Annotated in this window: 14 protein-coding genes; 3 read left to right on the plus strand and 11 right to left on the minus strand. The window is 74.4% G+C overall.

The window, feature by feature from the left end; genetic code table 11:
• Positions 1 to 43 precede the first annotated feature (43 nt).
• The 3 genes from ABD343_RS16230 to ABD343_RS16240 all read right to left on the minus strand — a co-directional run bounded on the left by ABD343_RS16230 (position 44) and on the right by ABD343_RS16240 (position 3360).
• Complete coding sequence (locus ABD343_RS16230; protein ID WP_344528648.1) at positions 44 to 1309, minus strand: hypothetical protein; 1266 nt, start codon at positions 1307 to 1309, stop codon at positions 44 to 46.
• Between the two features lie 114 nt (positions 1310 to 1423).
• Positions 1424 to 2692, minus strand: a complete 1269-nt coding sequence (locus ABD343_RS16235; protein WP_344528650.1) for an APC family permease — start codon at positions 2690 to 2692, stop codon at positions 1424 to 1426.
• A 14-nt stretch (positions 2693 to 2706) separates the two neighbouring features.
• Positions 2707 to 3360 (minus strand): hypothetical protein, encoded by a 654-nt coding sequence (locus ABD343_RS16240; RefSeq protein ID WP_344528652.1) that lies wholly within the window; start codon positions 3358 to 3360, stop codon positions 2707 to 2709.
• A gap of 87 nt (positions 3361 to 3447) precedes the next feature.
• Here ABD343_RS16240 and ABD343_RS16245 point away from each other — a divergent pair, with 87 nt between their 5' ends.
• Positions 3448 to 4119, plus strand: coding sequence for a TetR/AcrR family transcriptional regulator (locus ABD343_RS16245; protein ID WP_344528654.1), 672 nt, complete (start codon positions 3448 to 3450; stop codon positions 4117 to 4119).
• 46 nt (positions 4120 to 4165) lie between these two features.
• The gene (locus tag ABD343_RS16250; RefSeq protein ID WP_344528656.1) at positions 4166 to 4606 is read left to right on the plus strand and encodes an ester cyclase; all 441 of its coding nucleotides are present in this window, start codon (positions 4166 to 4168) and stop codon (positions 4604 to 4606) included.
• Here the strand turns inward: ABD343_RS16250 and ABD343_RS16255 are convergent.
• Together ABD343_RS16255 and ABD343_RS16260 are read right to left on the minus strand one after the other, a co-directional pair.
• Positions 4603 to 5175: an anthrone oxygenase family protein gene (locus tag ABD343_RS16255; protein ID WP_344528658.1), complete on the minus strand. Its 573-nt coding sequence runs from the start codon at positions 5173 to 5175 to the stop codon at positions 4603 to 4605. The two genes, ABD343_RS16250 and ABD343_RS16255, sit on opposite strands and share 4 nt — an antisense overlap.
• Entirely contained in the window at positions 5172 to 6026 is an 855-nt protein-coding gene (locus tag ABD343_RS16260; RefSeq protein WP_344528660.1) for an NAD(P)H-binding protein, read from the minus strand. The genes ABD343_RS16255 and ABD343_RS16260 overlap by 4 nt, the downstream gene beginning before the upstream one ends.
• Positions 6027 to 6091: 65 nt before the next feature.
• Between ABD343_RS16260 and ABD343_RS16265 the strand changes: the two genes are divergently transcribed.
• Positions 6092 to 6583, plus strand: a complete 492-nt coding sequence (locus ABD343_RS16265; protein ID WP_344528661.1) for a MarR family transcriptional regulator — start codon at positions 6092 to 6094, stop codon at positions 6581 to 6583.
• Positions 6584 to 6631: 48 nt separating this feature from the next.
• Here the strand turns inward: ABD343_RS16265 and ABD343_RS16270 are convergent, their stop codons facing one another.
• The 6 genes from ABD343_RS16270 to ABD343_RS16295 all read right to left on the minus strand — a co-directional run bounded on the left by ABD343_RS16270 (position 6632) and on the right by ABD343_RS16295 (position 15246).
• A complete protein-coding gene (locus tag ABD343_RS16270) occupies positions 6632 to 7855 on the minus strand; it encodes an SWIM zinc finger family protein (RefSeq protein WP_344528663.1) in 1224 nt (407 codons plus the stop codon).
• Positions 7852 to 10734, minus strand: coding sequence for a DEAD/DEAH box helicase (locus ABD343_RS16275; RefSeq protein WP_344528665.1), 2883 nt, complete (start codon positions 10732 to 10734; stop codon positions 7852 to 7854). Before ABD343_RS16275 ends, ABD343_RS16270 begins: the two co-directional genes overlap by 4 nt.
• A gap of 131 nt (positions 10735 to 10865) precedes the next feature.
• Positions 10866 to 12137, minus strand: a complete 1272-nt coding sequence (locus ABD343_RS16280) for an MFS transporter (protein WP_344528667.1) — start codon at positions 12135 to 12137, stop codon at positions 10866 to 10868.
• A gap of 5 nt (positions 12138 to 12142) precedes the next feature.
• Entirely contained in the window at positions 12143 to 12664 is a 522-nt protein-coding gene (locus ABD343_RS16285) for a GNAT family N-acetyltransferase (RefSeq protein ID WP_344528669.1), read from the minus strand.
• Complete coding sequence (locus ABD343_RS16290) at positions 12665 to 13855, minus strand: type III PLP-dependent enzyme (RefSeq protein ID WP_344528671.1); 1191 nt, start codon at positions 13853 to 13855, stop codon at positions 12665 to 12667.
• Between the two features lie 71 nt (positions 13856 to 13926).
• Positions 13927 to 15246: a DUF6271 family protein gene (locus tag ABD343_RS16295; RefSeq protein WP_344528673.1), complete on the minus strand. Its 1320-nt coding sequence runs from the start codon at positions 15244 to 15246 to the stop codon at positions 13927 to 13929.
• Positions 15247 to 15279 lie beyond the last annotated feature (33 nt).

A 15279-nucleotide genomic window follows, 5' to 3' on the forward strand; every position in this document is an offset into this window, starting at 1 on the left:
AGGCTCCGCCTCCCGGCGCCCGCGTCCGCTCGGATGTGGCCCCTCAGTGCTCCGCGAGCAGCTCGCGCAGGAAGTCGGCCCGCGGGCTGCCGCCCTCCTCGTCCAGCTCCAGGGCGCGCGCGAGCTGGACGCGCGCCGCGTCCTCGTCCTCGCCCGGGCCCGCCGTCCACGCGGCGAGGGCTTCGAGGGCCTCGGCTTCGTAGTGGGTGGCCTGGCACTCGCGCAGGGCGTTCACGGCGTCCTCGTACGCCCGTACGGCGTCCTCGTGGGCTCCGACGCCCTCCAGCGCGCGGCCCAGGACGGCCAGCGTGCGGCCCATGCCGCGCGGGTCCTCCAGTCCGCGCAGCGCTTCTTCGGCCGCGCGCAGCTCGGGCACGGCCTTCTCGTACTGCCCGGCGGCGCAGAGTCCCCAGCCGAGGAAGGTGCGGGAGAGGGCGGCGCCGCGCGCGTCGCCCGCCTGCTCGTTGAGGGCGAGGGAGCTCTCGTAGGCGGCGCAGGCGCGGTCGGGGTCGCTCGCCTGCCAGTAGCGGCCGTCCAGGCCCAGGACGAAGGCGCGCAGCCGCGCGTCGCCGGTCGCGTCGGCGAGTTCGCGCGCCCGGTCGAGCTCCGCGCGGGCGCGCTCCTCCTCGCCCAGGTCGAGCAGCGGGCGGGAGAGCAGGGCGCGCAGCCGCGCCTCGGCCGCCGGGTTCTCGTCGGCGGCGGCCGCCTCGGCGCCCAGCGCGCAGCAGGAGACCCACTCCTCGGGCAGCCGGTGGTTGAGGTGGAGGGCGGTGAGGGACTCGGCGAGCTGCCACGCGTCGTGGGCCATGCCGCCGTGCTCGACGGCGGCGCGCAGCACGGCGAGCGCGTCGAGGCGTTCGACTATGAGCCAGCCGAGCGCGTGGCCGCGCCGGTCGGGGCCCTCGAACGGGTCGTAGGCGCCGGGCCTGCGGACGGCCTCGCCGCCGACGCGCAGCCGTCGCTCGCCCATCACGGCGAGGTCGGCGAAGGCGGCACCGGTGACGTAGTAGTCGACGCAGCGCTCCAGCACCGCCTCGCGCTCGGCCTCGCTCTCGACGTGCAGCGCCTGCGCGCGGGCGTGGTCGCGGGCCTCGCCGAGGAAGCGGTACCGCCCGTCCTCGCCCTCTTCAAGGAGCTCCGCGTCCTCCAGCGCGTAGAGCAGTTCCTGCGCGGTCTCCGGATCGGCTCCCGCGACACACACGGCCTGGCCGATGTCCACGCTGTGGCCGGGGTACAGCCCCAGCAGCCGGTAGAGCCGTGCCTGTTCCGCCGTCAGGCCCTCATAGGCAGCGGTGAAAACTGCGGTCACTGTGCGGTCCCCCCTGTGAGGATGGTTCGAATCGTGCGGCGGGCCGGCGCCCGGCCTCCCCTCCAAGTCGCCGCCCAGCTCTGATGGGTTGCCACCGTAGCGTCCCCGGCGTGGTCAGTGCGTCGCACCCCGGGGGCGTGCGCCGTAGGCGGCAGCGCCGACGGCGAGCACCACGGCACCGGAGAGCACGGAGGCGAGGGGCAGCGTGCAGGCGAGCAGCGCGCAACCGGCCAGCCCCAGCGCCGGTACGAGCCGGGGCGGTCGCCCCTCCTGAGGGGTCAGCGTCCAGGCGGAGGCGTTCGCGACGGCGTAGTAGACGAGCACCCCGAACGAGGAGAAGCCGATCGCGCCGCGCACGTCGACGGTCGCCGCCAGCACCGCGACGACGGCCCCGACCAGCAGTTCGGCCCGGTGCGGCACCTGGAACCGGGGGTGGACGGCCGCCAGGGGGCGGGGCAGCCGGCCGTCGCGGGCCATCGCCAGGACGGTGCGCGAGACACCGAGGACGAGGGCCAGCAGCGAGCCCAGCGCGGCGAGGACGGCGCCGCCCCGGACCACGGGCACGAGCCAGTCGGCGCCCGAGGCGCGCGCCGTCGCGGACAGGGGCGCGGCGGCGTCCGCCAGGGCGCGCGGCCCCAGCACCGCGAGCGCCGCCACGGCGACGGCGGCGTAGACGACGAGGGTGATGCCGAGCGCGAGCGGGATCGCCTGCGGAATCGTCCGCTCCGGGTTCCTGACCTCCTCGCCGAGCGTGGCGATACGCGCGTACCCGGCGAACGCGAAGAACAGCAGCCCCGCCGCCTGGAGCACGCCGCCCGCCCCGCCGGACGTTCCGGAGTCCCACCAGGACGCCGGGTCGAGGCGGCCCGTGTCGGCCGCGCCGCTCGTCGCCGCGGCCGTCACCAGTGCGGCCAGCACGGCGAGGACGAGGGCGACGACGACGCGGGTGACCAGGGCCGATTTATGAACTCCCGCGTAGTTCACGGCGGTCAGCGCCACCACGGCCGCCACCGCCACGGCGTGCGCCTGCCCCGGCCAGGCGTACGCGCCGACCGTGAGCGCCATCGCCGCGCACGACGCGGTCTTGCCGACGACGAAGCCCCAGCCCGCGAGGTGACCCCAGAACGGGCCGAGGCGCTCACGCCCGTAGACGTACGTCCCGCCGGACTCGGGGTAGCGGGCGGCCAGCCGCGCCGAGGACGTCGCGTTGCAGTACGCCACGACGGCCGCCACGGCGAGGGAGACGAGCAGCGCCCCGCCCGCCGCCTCCGCGGCGGGGGCCAGCGCGGCGAAGATCCCCGCGCCGATCATGGAGCCGAGCCCGATCACCACCGCGTCCCGCAGGCCGAGCCCCCGGGAGAGCGCGTTCCGCGCGTCGTTCATGAGGCGTCCGGCCCTCAGCCGCCGTAGGGGTTGTACGGGCCCGGCTGCTGCTGGCCGTACGGCTGCTGCGGAGGCTGCTGGCCGTAGGGCTGCTGGCCGTACGGCTGCTGCGGGGGCTGCTGGCCGTACGGCTGCTGGGGCGGCTGCGCGTAGGGCTGCTGGGGTGGCGCGTACGGCTGCTGCGGGGGCTGCGGCTGGCCGTACGGCTGCTGCGGGGGCTGGCCGTAGGGCTGCTGCTGTCCGTAGGGCTGCTGCGGGGTGCTGCCGAGGGTGGCGAGGAGCTGCTCCAGTTCGTTGCGCCACATCCGGTGGACGTTGACGCGGACCGGCTGGGGCTTGTCGGGAAGGGTGATGTGGAAGAAGCTCCACAGCGGGTTGAGCTGGACCTCCCGGAAGAGCGCCTGCGCCTGGTCGCGCGGGATCGCGTGCACGATGTCCTTGGGGCGCTGGTTCCAGCGGTTCATCCGGTGCAGCAGGAGCGCCTGGTCCGTGACCGTGACGAAGTAGTACTTCACCAGGAACTGTCCGATCAGGCCCAGGAGCCCGACGCTGACCCACGGGGTGGGGCCCGTGACGGTCGCGAGGGTCACCAACGCCCTGTCGCCGGGCGCCTGTTGCGCGACGGCCTCGGCCACCTGCTGTTTCATCGTCGCCTTGCGAAAGGCCATCGACCCACTCCTGTTCCTGCCGTGCGTAGGACGCGCAGCGTACCGGTCGGTCTCCCGGTCGCACGACGCGGTGCCAGACTGCCGACCGTGAGCGACAACGACAGCGGACAGGCGGTACGGCGCGGACGTCCCGCGCGGCTCTCCCGGGAACGGATCGTCGAGGCTGCCCTGGCCCTCGTCACGGAGGAGGGCAGCGAGGCGCTGTCCATGCGGAAGGTCGCCGACGCGCTGGGCAGCGCCCCCATGAGCATCTACCGGCACGTACGCGACAAGGACGAGCTGCTGCTGCTCGTCCTCGACCGCATCGTGGCCGGGCTGCCCCGCCCCGAGCTGCCCGAGGACCCCCGCGAACGGCTGCTCGCCCTGCTGCGCTGGGAACACGACGAGCTGGCCGTACGGCCGTGGATCGTGGACGTGCTGCGGCGCGGGGACCTGATGGCGCCGTCCGTGCTGTGGCTGCTGGAGGAGATCTACGCGGCCTGGCATGCGTGCGGCCTCTCCCTGGAGCGGGCCGCCACGGCGAACCGGATCGTCTGGGGCTTCCTGCTCGGCGACCTCGCGCAGCGGCGCGGCACCCGGCCGGGTGACCGGCCGGGTGACCGGGACCGGGCGCCGTATCAGGTCAGCGTGCCCGCGGGGGCCGACCCGGGGGCGTATCCGACGGTCGCCGCGCTGGCTCCGTACTGGAGCGCGCCCGACCGGCACGACCATTTCGCGGCGGATCTCGCCCTGCTGGTCGACGCGCTGCTGGGGACATGAGGCAGGGTGTTTGACCTCGCTGCGTACGCGTACGCAAAATGGGGGCATGGATGCCATCGAGACCCTCTACCGGCAGTGGCTCTTCGATCTGTGGCACGGCGACTTCGAGTTGGCCGAGCAGATCCTCGCGCCCGACTTCGTGGGCCACTGGCCGGACTTCGACGTCCACGGGCCGCGCGCGGCCGCGGACCAGATCCGCCAGTCCCACACCTACTTCGCCGACATCGAGAACACGCTGGACGTCGGCCCCGTCATCGGCGACGGGAAGGTCGCCGCGCGCTGGACGTTCCACGGGACGTACCGCGACGGCATCCCGGGGGCCACGGCGCTGCCGGGGACGCGCATCGCGTTCTCCGGGATGGACATCTTCAGCGTCGCGGACGACCGCCTCGCCGAGTACTGGGTCGTGTCCGACGGGCTCGGGATGATGACCGCGCTGGGCGCCCTGGATGGCCCCCCGCCCGCCGCCGGACGCGACGGCCACTAGCCCGACGGCCACCGCTGGAGGGCGGTCCGTGCGGCGGTGTCGCGCTGCGCCGCGGTCTCGCGCCGTACGGCGGGGCCGCCTCTTACGGCCGTGCCGTGGCCTTCACCCGTGCCGCGCCGCGTCATCGCGGTCGCCAGCAGGGCGAAGGCGGCGAGCGCGGCGACCGTACGGACCACGTGGGCGAGTTGCCAGCGGTCCCGTTCGTCCGCCCAGTCGGCCGGCGGCGTGCGGACGGACCAGTCGAGCTGCTCGCTGTTGATCGGCAGGTTGACGCTCACGGTCACCACGAGGACCACGGCCATCAGCACCAGCGCCGCGAGCGCGAGCCAACGGGCCCGCGCCCGCGCCCGGAAGGCGAGGACGACGAGGAGCAGCGTGGCGGCCGTCGCCGGGATCAGGGTCGCGGCGGCCAGCTTGTCGAGGCCGTCGAGTTCGACCTGCCGGACCTGGGTGTAGACGGGCGCGCCGTAGGAGCGCAGCGAGTTCTCCAGCACGAGCACCGCCACGAGGAACCCCGCGAACAGGCCGGCGCACAGCAGGCTCACGAGGTGGGCGAGGCGCATGGTCATCGCCCCTCTCCCCGCTCTCCCCCGAAGTCCGCCGCGTGGTCGGCCACCCACTGCGCGAACGTCCGTCCGCCCGGCTGCCCGGCGACGGCCGCGGGCCGCCCCTCGCCGCGGGCGTAGCGCGCCATCAGCGCCTCGACGAACGGTTCGGGCAGCCCGCCGGGCCCGACCATGGCCCGGGCGGCGGCCTCCGCCGGGATCTCCTCGTGGCGCAGCGGGCGGCCGAGCACCTCGCCGATGACCGTCACGGCCTCGGCGTGGGTGAGCGACCGCGGCCCGGTCACCGGGAGGTGACGGCCGTCCAGCGTCTCGTCCCGCAGCGCGCGGGCGATCAGCTCGGCGACGTCTTTCTCATGCACGAACGCCTCGGCGAACGACGCGTACGGACCGCGCACCACGTCGCCCGCCCTGATCTGGCCCGCCCACATCGTGAGGGCGTTGAGCGCGAACGACGAGGGGCGCACGCTCACCCACGGCAGCGGTCCCCGGACGACGGCGTCCTCGACCTCCTTGTTGCGGTCCCCGTTGAAGCGCGAGGGCTGGTGCGCGGGCTCGTCCTCGACGTTGATCGCCGACATCACGACGACGCGCCGTACGCCCTGTTCGGCCGCCGCGGCCAGCAAGGGGTCCACGGCCTCCTCGCCGACGGCCCGCGGGTGCACGAAGAGCGTGGAGGCCCCGTGGAGCGCGAGCGTCCCGGGCTTGCGCGGATCGCCCTCCACGACGTCGGCCCCGGCCGGGAGTCCGGCGGCCGACGGATCCCTGCTGATGGCGCGCACGGCGGCCCCGTCCGCGAGGAGGGCGTCGACGAGCGCCCTGCCGACGGGTCCGGTCGCACCGGTGACGAGATGCATGACGTGATCCTCTCCATCCCTTAAAGTACGAGAGTCGTAATACTTTAATTTGAGGACCGTACATTATGAGTTCCGTAACGCCAAGTCCCCGCGACCGGCGGCGGGCGACGACCGAGGTCAAGGGCGCCCTGCGGGAACTGAGCCTGCAACTGACCCTGCTCGACCGGCAGGTGAGCGCCCGGGTCTCGCTCAAGGACGTCGATCTCGACTGCCTCGACCTGATCAACCGCACCGGACCGCTCACCCCGACGGCGCTGGCACGTCAGGCGAACCTCCATCCCGCCACGCTCACCGGGATCCTCGACCGGCTCGAACGCGCGGGGTGGATCGCCCGCGAGCGCGATCCCTCGGACCGCCGGGCCATGCGGATCCGCGCCCTGCGCGACCGCAACGGCGAACTGGTCTCCCTCTACGCCGGGATGAACTCCGCGATCGACGCGATCTGCGCCGACTACACCGACGCCGACCTCGCGCTCCTCACCGACTTCCTCACCCGCGCCACGGCCGCGGGCCAGCACGCCGCCCAGGACCTGGCCGCCCCCGGCGGAGACGGTTGAGGCCACGTCACCGGCCGGGGCCGTGGCGGCCCCGAGGCCGTGGTGGCGTCAGCTCTCCAGCGCGCCCACGGGGTCGTCGGCGGCGGGGCCCTCGGGCCACCAGTCGTCCTCGCCGGGATCGCTCCGGTACGGATACCAGCGGCCGTCCCTGCCGTAGCGGAGCTGGACGGTGTGCGTGGGGTCGGTGAGCCGGTTCCGCCAGATGGTCATGCGGGGGCGGCCGGCGGCGGCCAGGGCGCCCCGGGCGCGGTCGAAGTCACCCGCGGGCGGGTCCCACGCCTCCTCCAGCGCGGCGAGCCCGGCCTCGGCCCCCTGCCGCCAGGCCGCCGCGGCACGGGTCAGCTCCTGCGGGGTGCGCCCGGCGGCCTTGGCGAAGCTCGCGAAGAGCGGGGAGAGCGTGCGCCGCCCGGTCAGGCGCGGGTGGGTGGCCGCGAGGCGGATGGTGTCGTGCCAGACGGAGAGCGACGGCAGCGGAGGGGTGCCCCGCACGAGCGCGGCGTGGGCGCGCACGGCGGCGTCGCTCGCCAGGAACTCCAGCCCGTCGGGGCTGGGCCCGCCCGGCACCGAGGGGTACGACCGCGACTCGGCGGGGGCCTCGGGCAGGGGCAGCGGCTCGGGCAGCGGCGGCCGTACGCCCCTCGCCCGCGCCACTTCGGCGGGGACGGTCGGCATGGCGGGGCGCGCGGCCTCGCCCGTCGCGCGCTGGCGGCGGGTCAGCTCGCCGCGCAATTCGTCCTCGGGCCGCCCGCGCAACAGCAGCAGCACGAAGGGGTCGGCGTCCAGCAGGGCCGCCGCCTCGTGGGCGAGCGCGGCGGCGTGCTTGCAGGGGCGGACGGGGTCGGGGCACGAGCACCCCGGCCGCAGCTCGCCCGGCTCCGGCAGCAGCCGGACACCGGCCGCCCGCGCCTCCCCGGCGAGCGCGGGCGGCAGCTCTTTGTCGAGGAGGGCGGCCGTGTGGGCCGGGTCCGCGACGGCGAGGCCGAGGAAGGTGTCCCACTCCCCCGGCGTCAGTTCGGGCAGGCGCAGGGACGCCCGGTACGGACGGGGCCTGCTGCCGTGGACGAAGCCGACGAGGCGCCCGGGGCCGACCCGGACCGCGTCGACGCCGCCGTCGCGCGCGTACGCCCGGCCGCGCGCGAGACGCCCCGCGTCGGGCGCCACCTCCTCCAGGGCCCGCAGCCAGGCAGCGGCGAGAGCGGAACGGGGTTCGCCCGTACGGGCGTTCACGGCGCCGGTCCCTTCCGTACGGGCCGCTCCCGTACGGGCGGTCATTCCGGTCTCCGGAGGGAGACGAGGTCGGTCAGCTCGGCGTCGGTCAGCTCGGTGAACGCGGCCTCTCCGGAGCCGCCGAGCACGGCCTCCGCCAACTCGCGCTTGGCCGCGAGCAGTTCGGCGACGCGCTCCTCGACCGTGCCCTCGGTGAGCAGCCGGTGCACCTGGACGGGCTGCGTCTGGCCGATGCGGTACGCACGGTCGGTGGCCTGCTCCTCCACCGCGGGGTTCCACCAGCGGTCGTAGTGGATGACATGGGACGCCCGCGTCAGGTTCAGGCCCGTGCCCGCCGCCTTGAGGGAGAGCAGGAAGACGGGGATCTCGCCGGACTGGAAGCGGTCGACCATCTCCTGGCGGCGCGCGACCGGCGTGCCCCCGTGGAGGGTCTGGGTGGTGATTCCGCGCGCCTCCAGGTGCCGTTCGAGAAGGCGCGCCATCTCGACGTACTGCGTGAAGACCAGGGTGGCGCCGCCCTCGGACAGGATGGTCTCCAGCAGCTCGTCCAGAAGGTCGAGCTTTCCGGAGCGCGTGCCGCGGCCCGCGAGCCGGGGCGCGTCCACGCCGGGCGCGCTCTCGCGCAGATACTGCGCCGGATGGTTGCAGATCTGCTTGAGCGCGGTGAGCAGCTTCATCACCAGGCCCCGCCGCTCCATGCCCTCGGCCTCGCCGATCCGGGCGAGCGTCTCGCGGACCACCGCCTGATAGAGCGCGGTCTGCTCGCGGCTCAGCCCGACGGGGTGGTCCGTCTCGGTCTTGGGCGGCAGCTCGGGGACGATGCCGGGGTCCGTCTTGCGGCGGCGCAGCAGGAACGGCCGCACCAGACGGGCCAGCCGCGCGGTCGCCTCGGGGTCCTCCCCGGTCTCGACGGCGCGGGCGTGCCGGGCGCGGAAGGTCTTGAGGGGGCCGAGCAGCCCCGGCGTCGTCCAGTCGAGCAGGGACCACAGCTCCGACAGGTTGTTCTCCACCGGGGTGCCGGTGAGGGCCACGCGGGCGGGGGCCGGGACGGTGCGCAGCGCGCGGGCCGTCGCCGAGTGCGGGTTCTTCACGTGCTGGGCCTCGTCGGCCACGACCATGCCCCACTCGTGGGCGGCGAGCCGCTCCGCGCGGGCCCGCATCGTCCCGTACGTGGTGAGCACGAAGCCGCCCTCGTCCGGGGGCAGCTCCCTGGCCTCGCCGTGGAAGCGGCGGACGGGGGTGCCGGGGGCGAAGCGGGCGATCTCCCGCTGCCAGTTGCCCAGCAGGGACGCCGGGCAGACGACCAGGGTCGGCGCCTTCTGGCCCGCCTCGGCGCGCCGCAGATGGAGAGCGATCAGCGTGACGGTCTTGCCGAGCCCCATGTCGTCCGCGAGGCAGCCGCCCAGGCCGAGCGAGGTCATCAGGTCGAGCCAGGCCAGCCCGTGGAGCTGATAGTCCCGCAGACGGGCGTGGAGCGCCGCGGGCGGCGGGACGGGCTCGACGGCGCCCAGCCTGTCGCGCAGTCCGGCCAGCGCGCCCTGGGGCACGACCTCGGTCCGCTCCCCGTCGATCTCGGCCGTGCCGGTCAGCGCCAGCGCCAGCGCGTCCCCGGGCTGGAGCAGCCCGAGGTCCCGCTGCCGCGCCTTCCGGACGAGCGCGGGATCGACCAGCACCCACTCGTCGCGCAGCCGGACCAGGGGGCGCTGGGCCTCGGCCAGCTCGTCCAGCTCGCCCTCGGTCAGCGGCTCGCCGCCCAGCGCGATCTGCCAGCGGAACTCCAGGAGCTTGCGCTCCTCGAAGAAGCCGAAGCTGTCGGCGGAGGAGCCGGGGGCGCGCGTCCCGCGCGGGCGCACGACGGCCGTCGCGGTCAGCTCGCGGGCGAGGGAGCGCGGCCAGTGCACCGCGACGTCGGCGGCGGCGAGCCGGCGGCCCGCACGGCCCAGCAGCTCCTCCACCTCGTCCTCGCTGAGGGACAGCACGTCCGGCACGGGCCGCTCCAGCAGCCGCCCGAGGGGCTGCCACACGCGGGCGGCACGCCGGACGGCGAGCACCGTGCCCGTCCTGCCCCGGGGGCCGATGTGCTCGGCCTCGCCTCGCCACAGGTCGGCGACGTCCGCGACGAGCGTGGGGTCGGCGACGCTCTGCGCCTGCACGACCGCCGCCGCGACGGCCTCGTCCTCCCGGCCGGTGCCGTCGAACAGGTCCCGCGCGGACAGGTCCAGCCGGAGCGAGATCCGCACCCCGGCGTCCACCTCGGCGTCGACCTCGTCGGCCCACTCCCGGACGGCCGGGAACCGCTCCCCCAGGCGCTGGGCACGGCGCCCCGCGAACGCCTCCCCGGCGGCGAGCGGCGCCGCGGAGGTGCGCGGCAGCGCGTCCGCGACGGCGTCGAGGAACGCCCGGACGAGCGCCTCCGGCTCCGGCACCGCCTCCCCTACGGCGACCGGCCCCGCGTCCGCGTCTACGCCTGTGTCCGTTACATCCGTTGCGTCCGTCCCGTTCGCGTCGACCGGCACGGCGTGTCCCTCGAAAGGCAGGGCCGCGGCGATTCCCGCGACCTGCGCCGCGTCCTCCGCCGCCAGCGGACCGGCCCGCCATACGTCGGTGTCCCCCGCGCCGACGCCCGCGACGAGCCGTCCCATGGCCACCATCCGCAGCGCGTGCAGCGCGGCGGCGCCCCAGCAGGCGGCGGCCGGGTGCGCGGACGGCGCTGTCCTGGCCCGGGTGAGCACGGGCAGCGCCTCGCCGACGGTCAGCCACCGGGCCTCGACGTCCCCGAGCCCCGCGACGGCGACGCTCCCGGCCTCGCCGCCGCTCCCGGGCAGCGCGCCCCCGTCCGGCCGCCAGAACGCGACCCGCCCCTCACGCGGCACGTCCGTGGGCACGAAGACGGCGGCACACCGCACGAACGCCCGCTCGTCCATCACCGCTCACCGCCCTCCGGAGCCTCCGCACACCGACCGTTCCACGCTACGGGTCACCACTGACAACGGCGGCGGAGGCCGGGAACCACGGGGCTGCGGGGCCACGGGCTCCCGGCTACGGGGCTACGGAGCTACGGGCCGGTGGCCACGGACGGCTCGGCGTTCCGCGCGTCCGCGTCGGCGTCCGCGTCCGCCGTATCCCGCTCGGGCGCGGGCGCCCAGCGGATGCGGAGGGCGCAGAGCGCGACGAGCGAGGCGGAGGCTGCGACGGTGGCCATGCCCCAGGTGAGCGTCGTGGCGTTCGCGATGAAGCCGATCACGGGCGGGCCCGCGAGGAGGCCCGTGGTGCCCATGGCGGCGACCAGCGCGAGGGCCTGGGAGCCCTGGCGGGCGGCGGCCACATAGACGCAGGGGGTCACGGCGGCGATGCCGAGGCCCACGCACGCGAAGCCGATCAGCGCGGGGACCACGCCGCCGGCCAGCAGGGCGAGGGCGAGGCCCGCGCCCGCCAGGACGCTGCCGAAGCGGACGATACGGCCGTCGCCCCAGCGGGAGCGCCAGCCGTCGGCGAAGAGGCGGGCCAGGACCATCATCACGGAGACGACCGCGATGCCCAGGGGCGCGACGTGCGAGGAGGCGTGGGCGACCTCCTTCATGTAGAGGGCCGACCAGTCGTTCATGGCGCCCTCCGCCACGGTGCCGAAGACCATGGCGCACCCCATCCAGAGGGTCACGCGGGTGGGAAGGGTGAGGCCCTTGCGGGGCTTCCGTTCCGGATCCGGTGTTCCCTCCTCCGAACTCCTCGACGCGTCCGTGTCCGCCTCCGTCCCCGCCTCCTTCTCCGTCAGGAGGCCCCGGTTCGCGAAGGCGACGAGGAGCAGCACGAGGACGGTCGCGGTGGCGAAATGGGCCGTCATGGACGAGGTCACCGTGTTGACGCCGGAGGCCAGCAGCGCGGCGCCCAGCGAACCGGCGCTGAACGTGGCGTGCAGCCGCGCCATCGCGGTCCGCTCGAAGCGGGACTCCAGCTCGGCCCCCTGCGCGTTCATGGCGACGTTCAGACAGCCGACGCCCACGCCGTCGGCGCACATGACGAGCAGCGCGACGGGATAGTTGGGCGCGGCGGCCAGGGCGATCAGGAGCACGCCCAGGAAGAGCGCCGAGAGGACGGCGAGCCGTCGCGACCCCAGCCGCCGTGTCAGGACGGCGACCAGAGGGAAGGAGACGGCGGCGCCGACGCCGGTCGCCATGAGCAGCAGGCCCAGTTCGGCGTCCGTCAGCCCGAGTTCCGTCTTGATCGCGGGGAGCCGCGCCGCCCAGGTGGCGTACTGGAATCCGAGCACGCAGAACAGTGCCGCGATGGCCAGTTGGGCCCGGCGGTAGTCGTCGCGGACACGGAGCATGTGCATCAGCCTCTTCGTCTTCCGGGCACCGCCATGGACATGTACGTCGCGTCTGTGCCGTAGCTGGCCGGGAGGGCGACCTCCCGGTGGGGGCGGAATCCGCGTGCCGTCCAGAAGGGCGCACTGCCCGCGACGGCGATCAGGGAGATCCGTTCGTACCGCTCGTCCCGTGCCGTCGCGGTGAGCCGTTCCAGGAGGCGCCGGGCCAGCCCTCTGCCCCGGAACCGTTCCGCGACGGCGAGGTCGTGGAGATGCAGATTGGCCGTGCGGAACTTCGTGTGCTCCGTACGCGCCAGATCGGGGCTCCGGAACGGCGGATACGGCAGTGCCACCAGATAGCCCGCCAAGTGCGCGCCGGAGTCCACGGCGTAGCACGTCCCCGGCGAGATCCGGGCCCGTGAGGCGAGCGCCTCCTCGCCCTCGGACAGGCCGAGGGGCCCGTAGACGCGGGCCTCCAGCCGTGCGACGGCGCTCCAGTCGCCGTCGGACAGGAGCCGTACGCGGACGTCGTGTCCCAGGGTCAGCATCTAGCGCGGCCCTCCTACGGACACGGGCAGCGGGCTGAAGCCGTTGAACCCTCTTGTCGTGTAACTCGTCGCGTAGGCCCCGCAGGAGAGGATCCAGACGGGGTCCCCGGAGGCCGCGCTCCTGGGGACGTGGACGAGCCCGCCCTCGTGGCTGTACGCGTCGTCGCTGTCGCAGGTGGGTCCGGCGACGACGGCGGGCACCAGCTCGGACCCGCCCCGCGTGGGGAACACCAGCGGGTACTGGAGCGCGTCCATCTCGTACAGGCCGTTGAACTTCCCGCAGCTCAGGTACAGCCAGTGCTGCCGCTCCCCCGTGGCCGCCCGTCGCGCCGACAGCCGGGAGACATGGGCGCGCATGGCACCGTGGTCGGCGACCAGATGGCGGCCCGGTTCCAAACGGAAGTCCAGCGGCGTGCCGGAGAGTTCGCGCAGGTGCCGCATTCCGTCGCGCAGGACGGCGAAGATCTTGTCGAGCGGCGGGTCCAGGGGCGTGCCGTGCCGGTCGAGGCAGCCGAGCGCGGGCAGGCCCCCGCCCAGGTTGACGTGGTCCAGGTGGATGTCGCGTCCGCGCAGCGCGACGAGGACCCCGGCGATGCGCTCGACGGCGTTCCGCCAGGCGTCGGGGGACATCTGCTGCGAGCCGACGTGCACGGACAGGCCGGACGGCACGAGGCCCGTGTCCCGTGCCGTCTCCATCACCCGGAGGGCGTCGGCGGGCGAGCAGCCGAACTTGTGGCTGAGGCCCCACAGGGCCCCGTCCCCGTCGGTCGCGAGCCGGCAGAACACCCGGGCGCCCGGGGCGTGCGCCGCGAGCGCCCAGACGTCCTCCACGCAGTCGGTGGCGAAGTCCCGTACGCCCAGGCGGTACGCCTCGGCGATGTTCCGGTCGGACTTGACGGTGTTGCCGTAGTGGATGTCGCCGGGGGCCGCGCCCGCCGCGAGGGCCTGCGCGATCTCGTTCGGGCTCGCCGCGTCGAACCCGGAGCCGCGCCGGACCAGACACGCCAGGACCTCGTCCACCGGGCAGGCCTTCATCGCGAAGCGGACGGCGACACCGGGGAGTTCGCGGACGAGCGTCGCGTACCGCTCCTCGATGCCCGGGAGGTCGAAGACGAGCTGGTCCTCGGTGGCGGCGGCCAGGGCAGCGCGCAGCCGTGCGGTGACGTACAGGGGGATGTCCTCTCCCGGCACGGGGATGCCCGATCCCGGCACGGGGGTGCCCTGTCCCGGCACGGGGATGCCCTGTCCCGGCCGTCCCGGGGCTACCACGGGAGCCGGGGGACGCTCGTGGACGCGCTCGTGCGCATCAGCGCGTCCCAGACCTCGGTGAGCAGCGCGAAGTCCTCCATGTCCTGCCGGGCCTCGTCCAGCAGCCGGGCCGCGCGCGGTTCCAGGGAGTCGGCGAATGCGGCGTACCGGCCGCCGAGTTTCCGGTAGGAGCGCGCGAGGACGTCGAGCCGTTCGGTGTTCTCGGCGGTGTCCAGCAGGGTGCTCTCCCGTACGAGTTCCGCGACGCGGTCGGCGCGGACCCGGTGCCCGGCGTCGAGCAGCGCCGTTCCTTCCTCCGCGAGCCGGTCGTAGAGGAAATTCAGGTAGAGCATCGAGAGGAAGAATTTCGCGAACCGCGTCTGATAGGCGTGGAATCCGGGGTCGGTCCTTCTCTCGCCCGTGTAGAAGTTCACGATGTTCCGGTTGTGCAGCACGCCCGGCAGTCCGGCGTTGCGGACCAGGTGCATCAGGAAGTAATCGCTGCCGATGGTGTCGGTCGCGGGCGGCAGCGGCACACGCTCGTGGACGCCGTGGAAGCCGATGTTGCACATGTCGATCCGCATCGGGTCGACGAGGGTCAGCACGGAATGGTCGCCGGTGAACGGCGCGTTCCCGGCGCCCCGGAAGGATTCGCCGACGAGTTCCCGCTTCCGCTCCCGCGACCAGTCCATGGGGGCCCACAGGCTCACCACGTCGTGGTAGACCTCGGGGTCGAGCCGCTGGATCTCGCCGATGTCCACGGAGAGTTCCCCGACGAAGGACCCGGCGACGAGCGCGACCGGCCTTCCGGCGTGCTCGGGGGCGAGCGCGGTCTCCGTGACCGCGTCAGCCGCCTCGCCCGGGAGCTTTCCGAGGGAGAGGAGTTCGTGGTGGACGGGGAAGACGAGTTCTCCGTCGTGGACCTGGTAATTGCTGTCGGAATCCCGGCGGTGGACGGATTCGCAGCCGAGCGCCTTCGCGAGGAGAAAGGCCCGGTTGGTGCAGGCGCCGTAGGAGACGCCTTCGGGGAGCATGAGGTCGAGCATCAGCTCCGGTTTGGCGACCCCGGCGCCGTGGATGACGCGGCGCAGGAAGTCCCGCTGTTCCTCGTCGCCGAGATGGTGCGTGACGACGTGCCGCGCGGGGTGCGCCTCCCGCGCCCGGCGCAGCGCCGCCGCGTGTTCGGCGTAGGAGTCCGGGTCGGAGGAGTCCAGGACGAGGACGTGCACCTCGGCGTCGAATCGGCGTGCCGCGTACGCCGCCTCCCGCATCAGTGCCGTCACCATGGGCGCGCAGGCCCTGTTCGTGGGAAGGGTCAGACAGATTGAGCGCATTCGGGTTCTCCGGTTCCGGTTCACCGATCGGAT

It is taken from the genome of Streptomyces albiaxialis, assembly GCF_039530985.1.
Lineage (GTDB): Bacteria > Actinomycetota > Actinomycetes > Streptomycetales > Streptomycetaceae > Streptomyces > Streptomyces albiaxialis.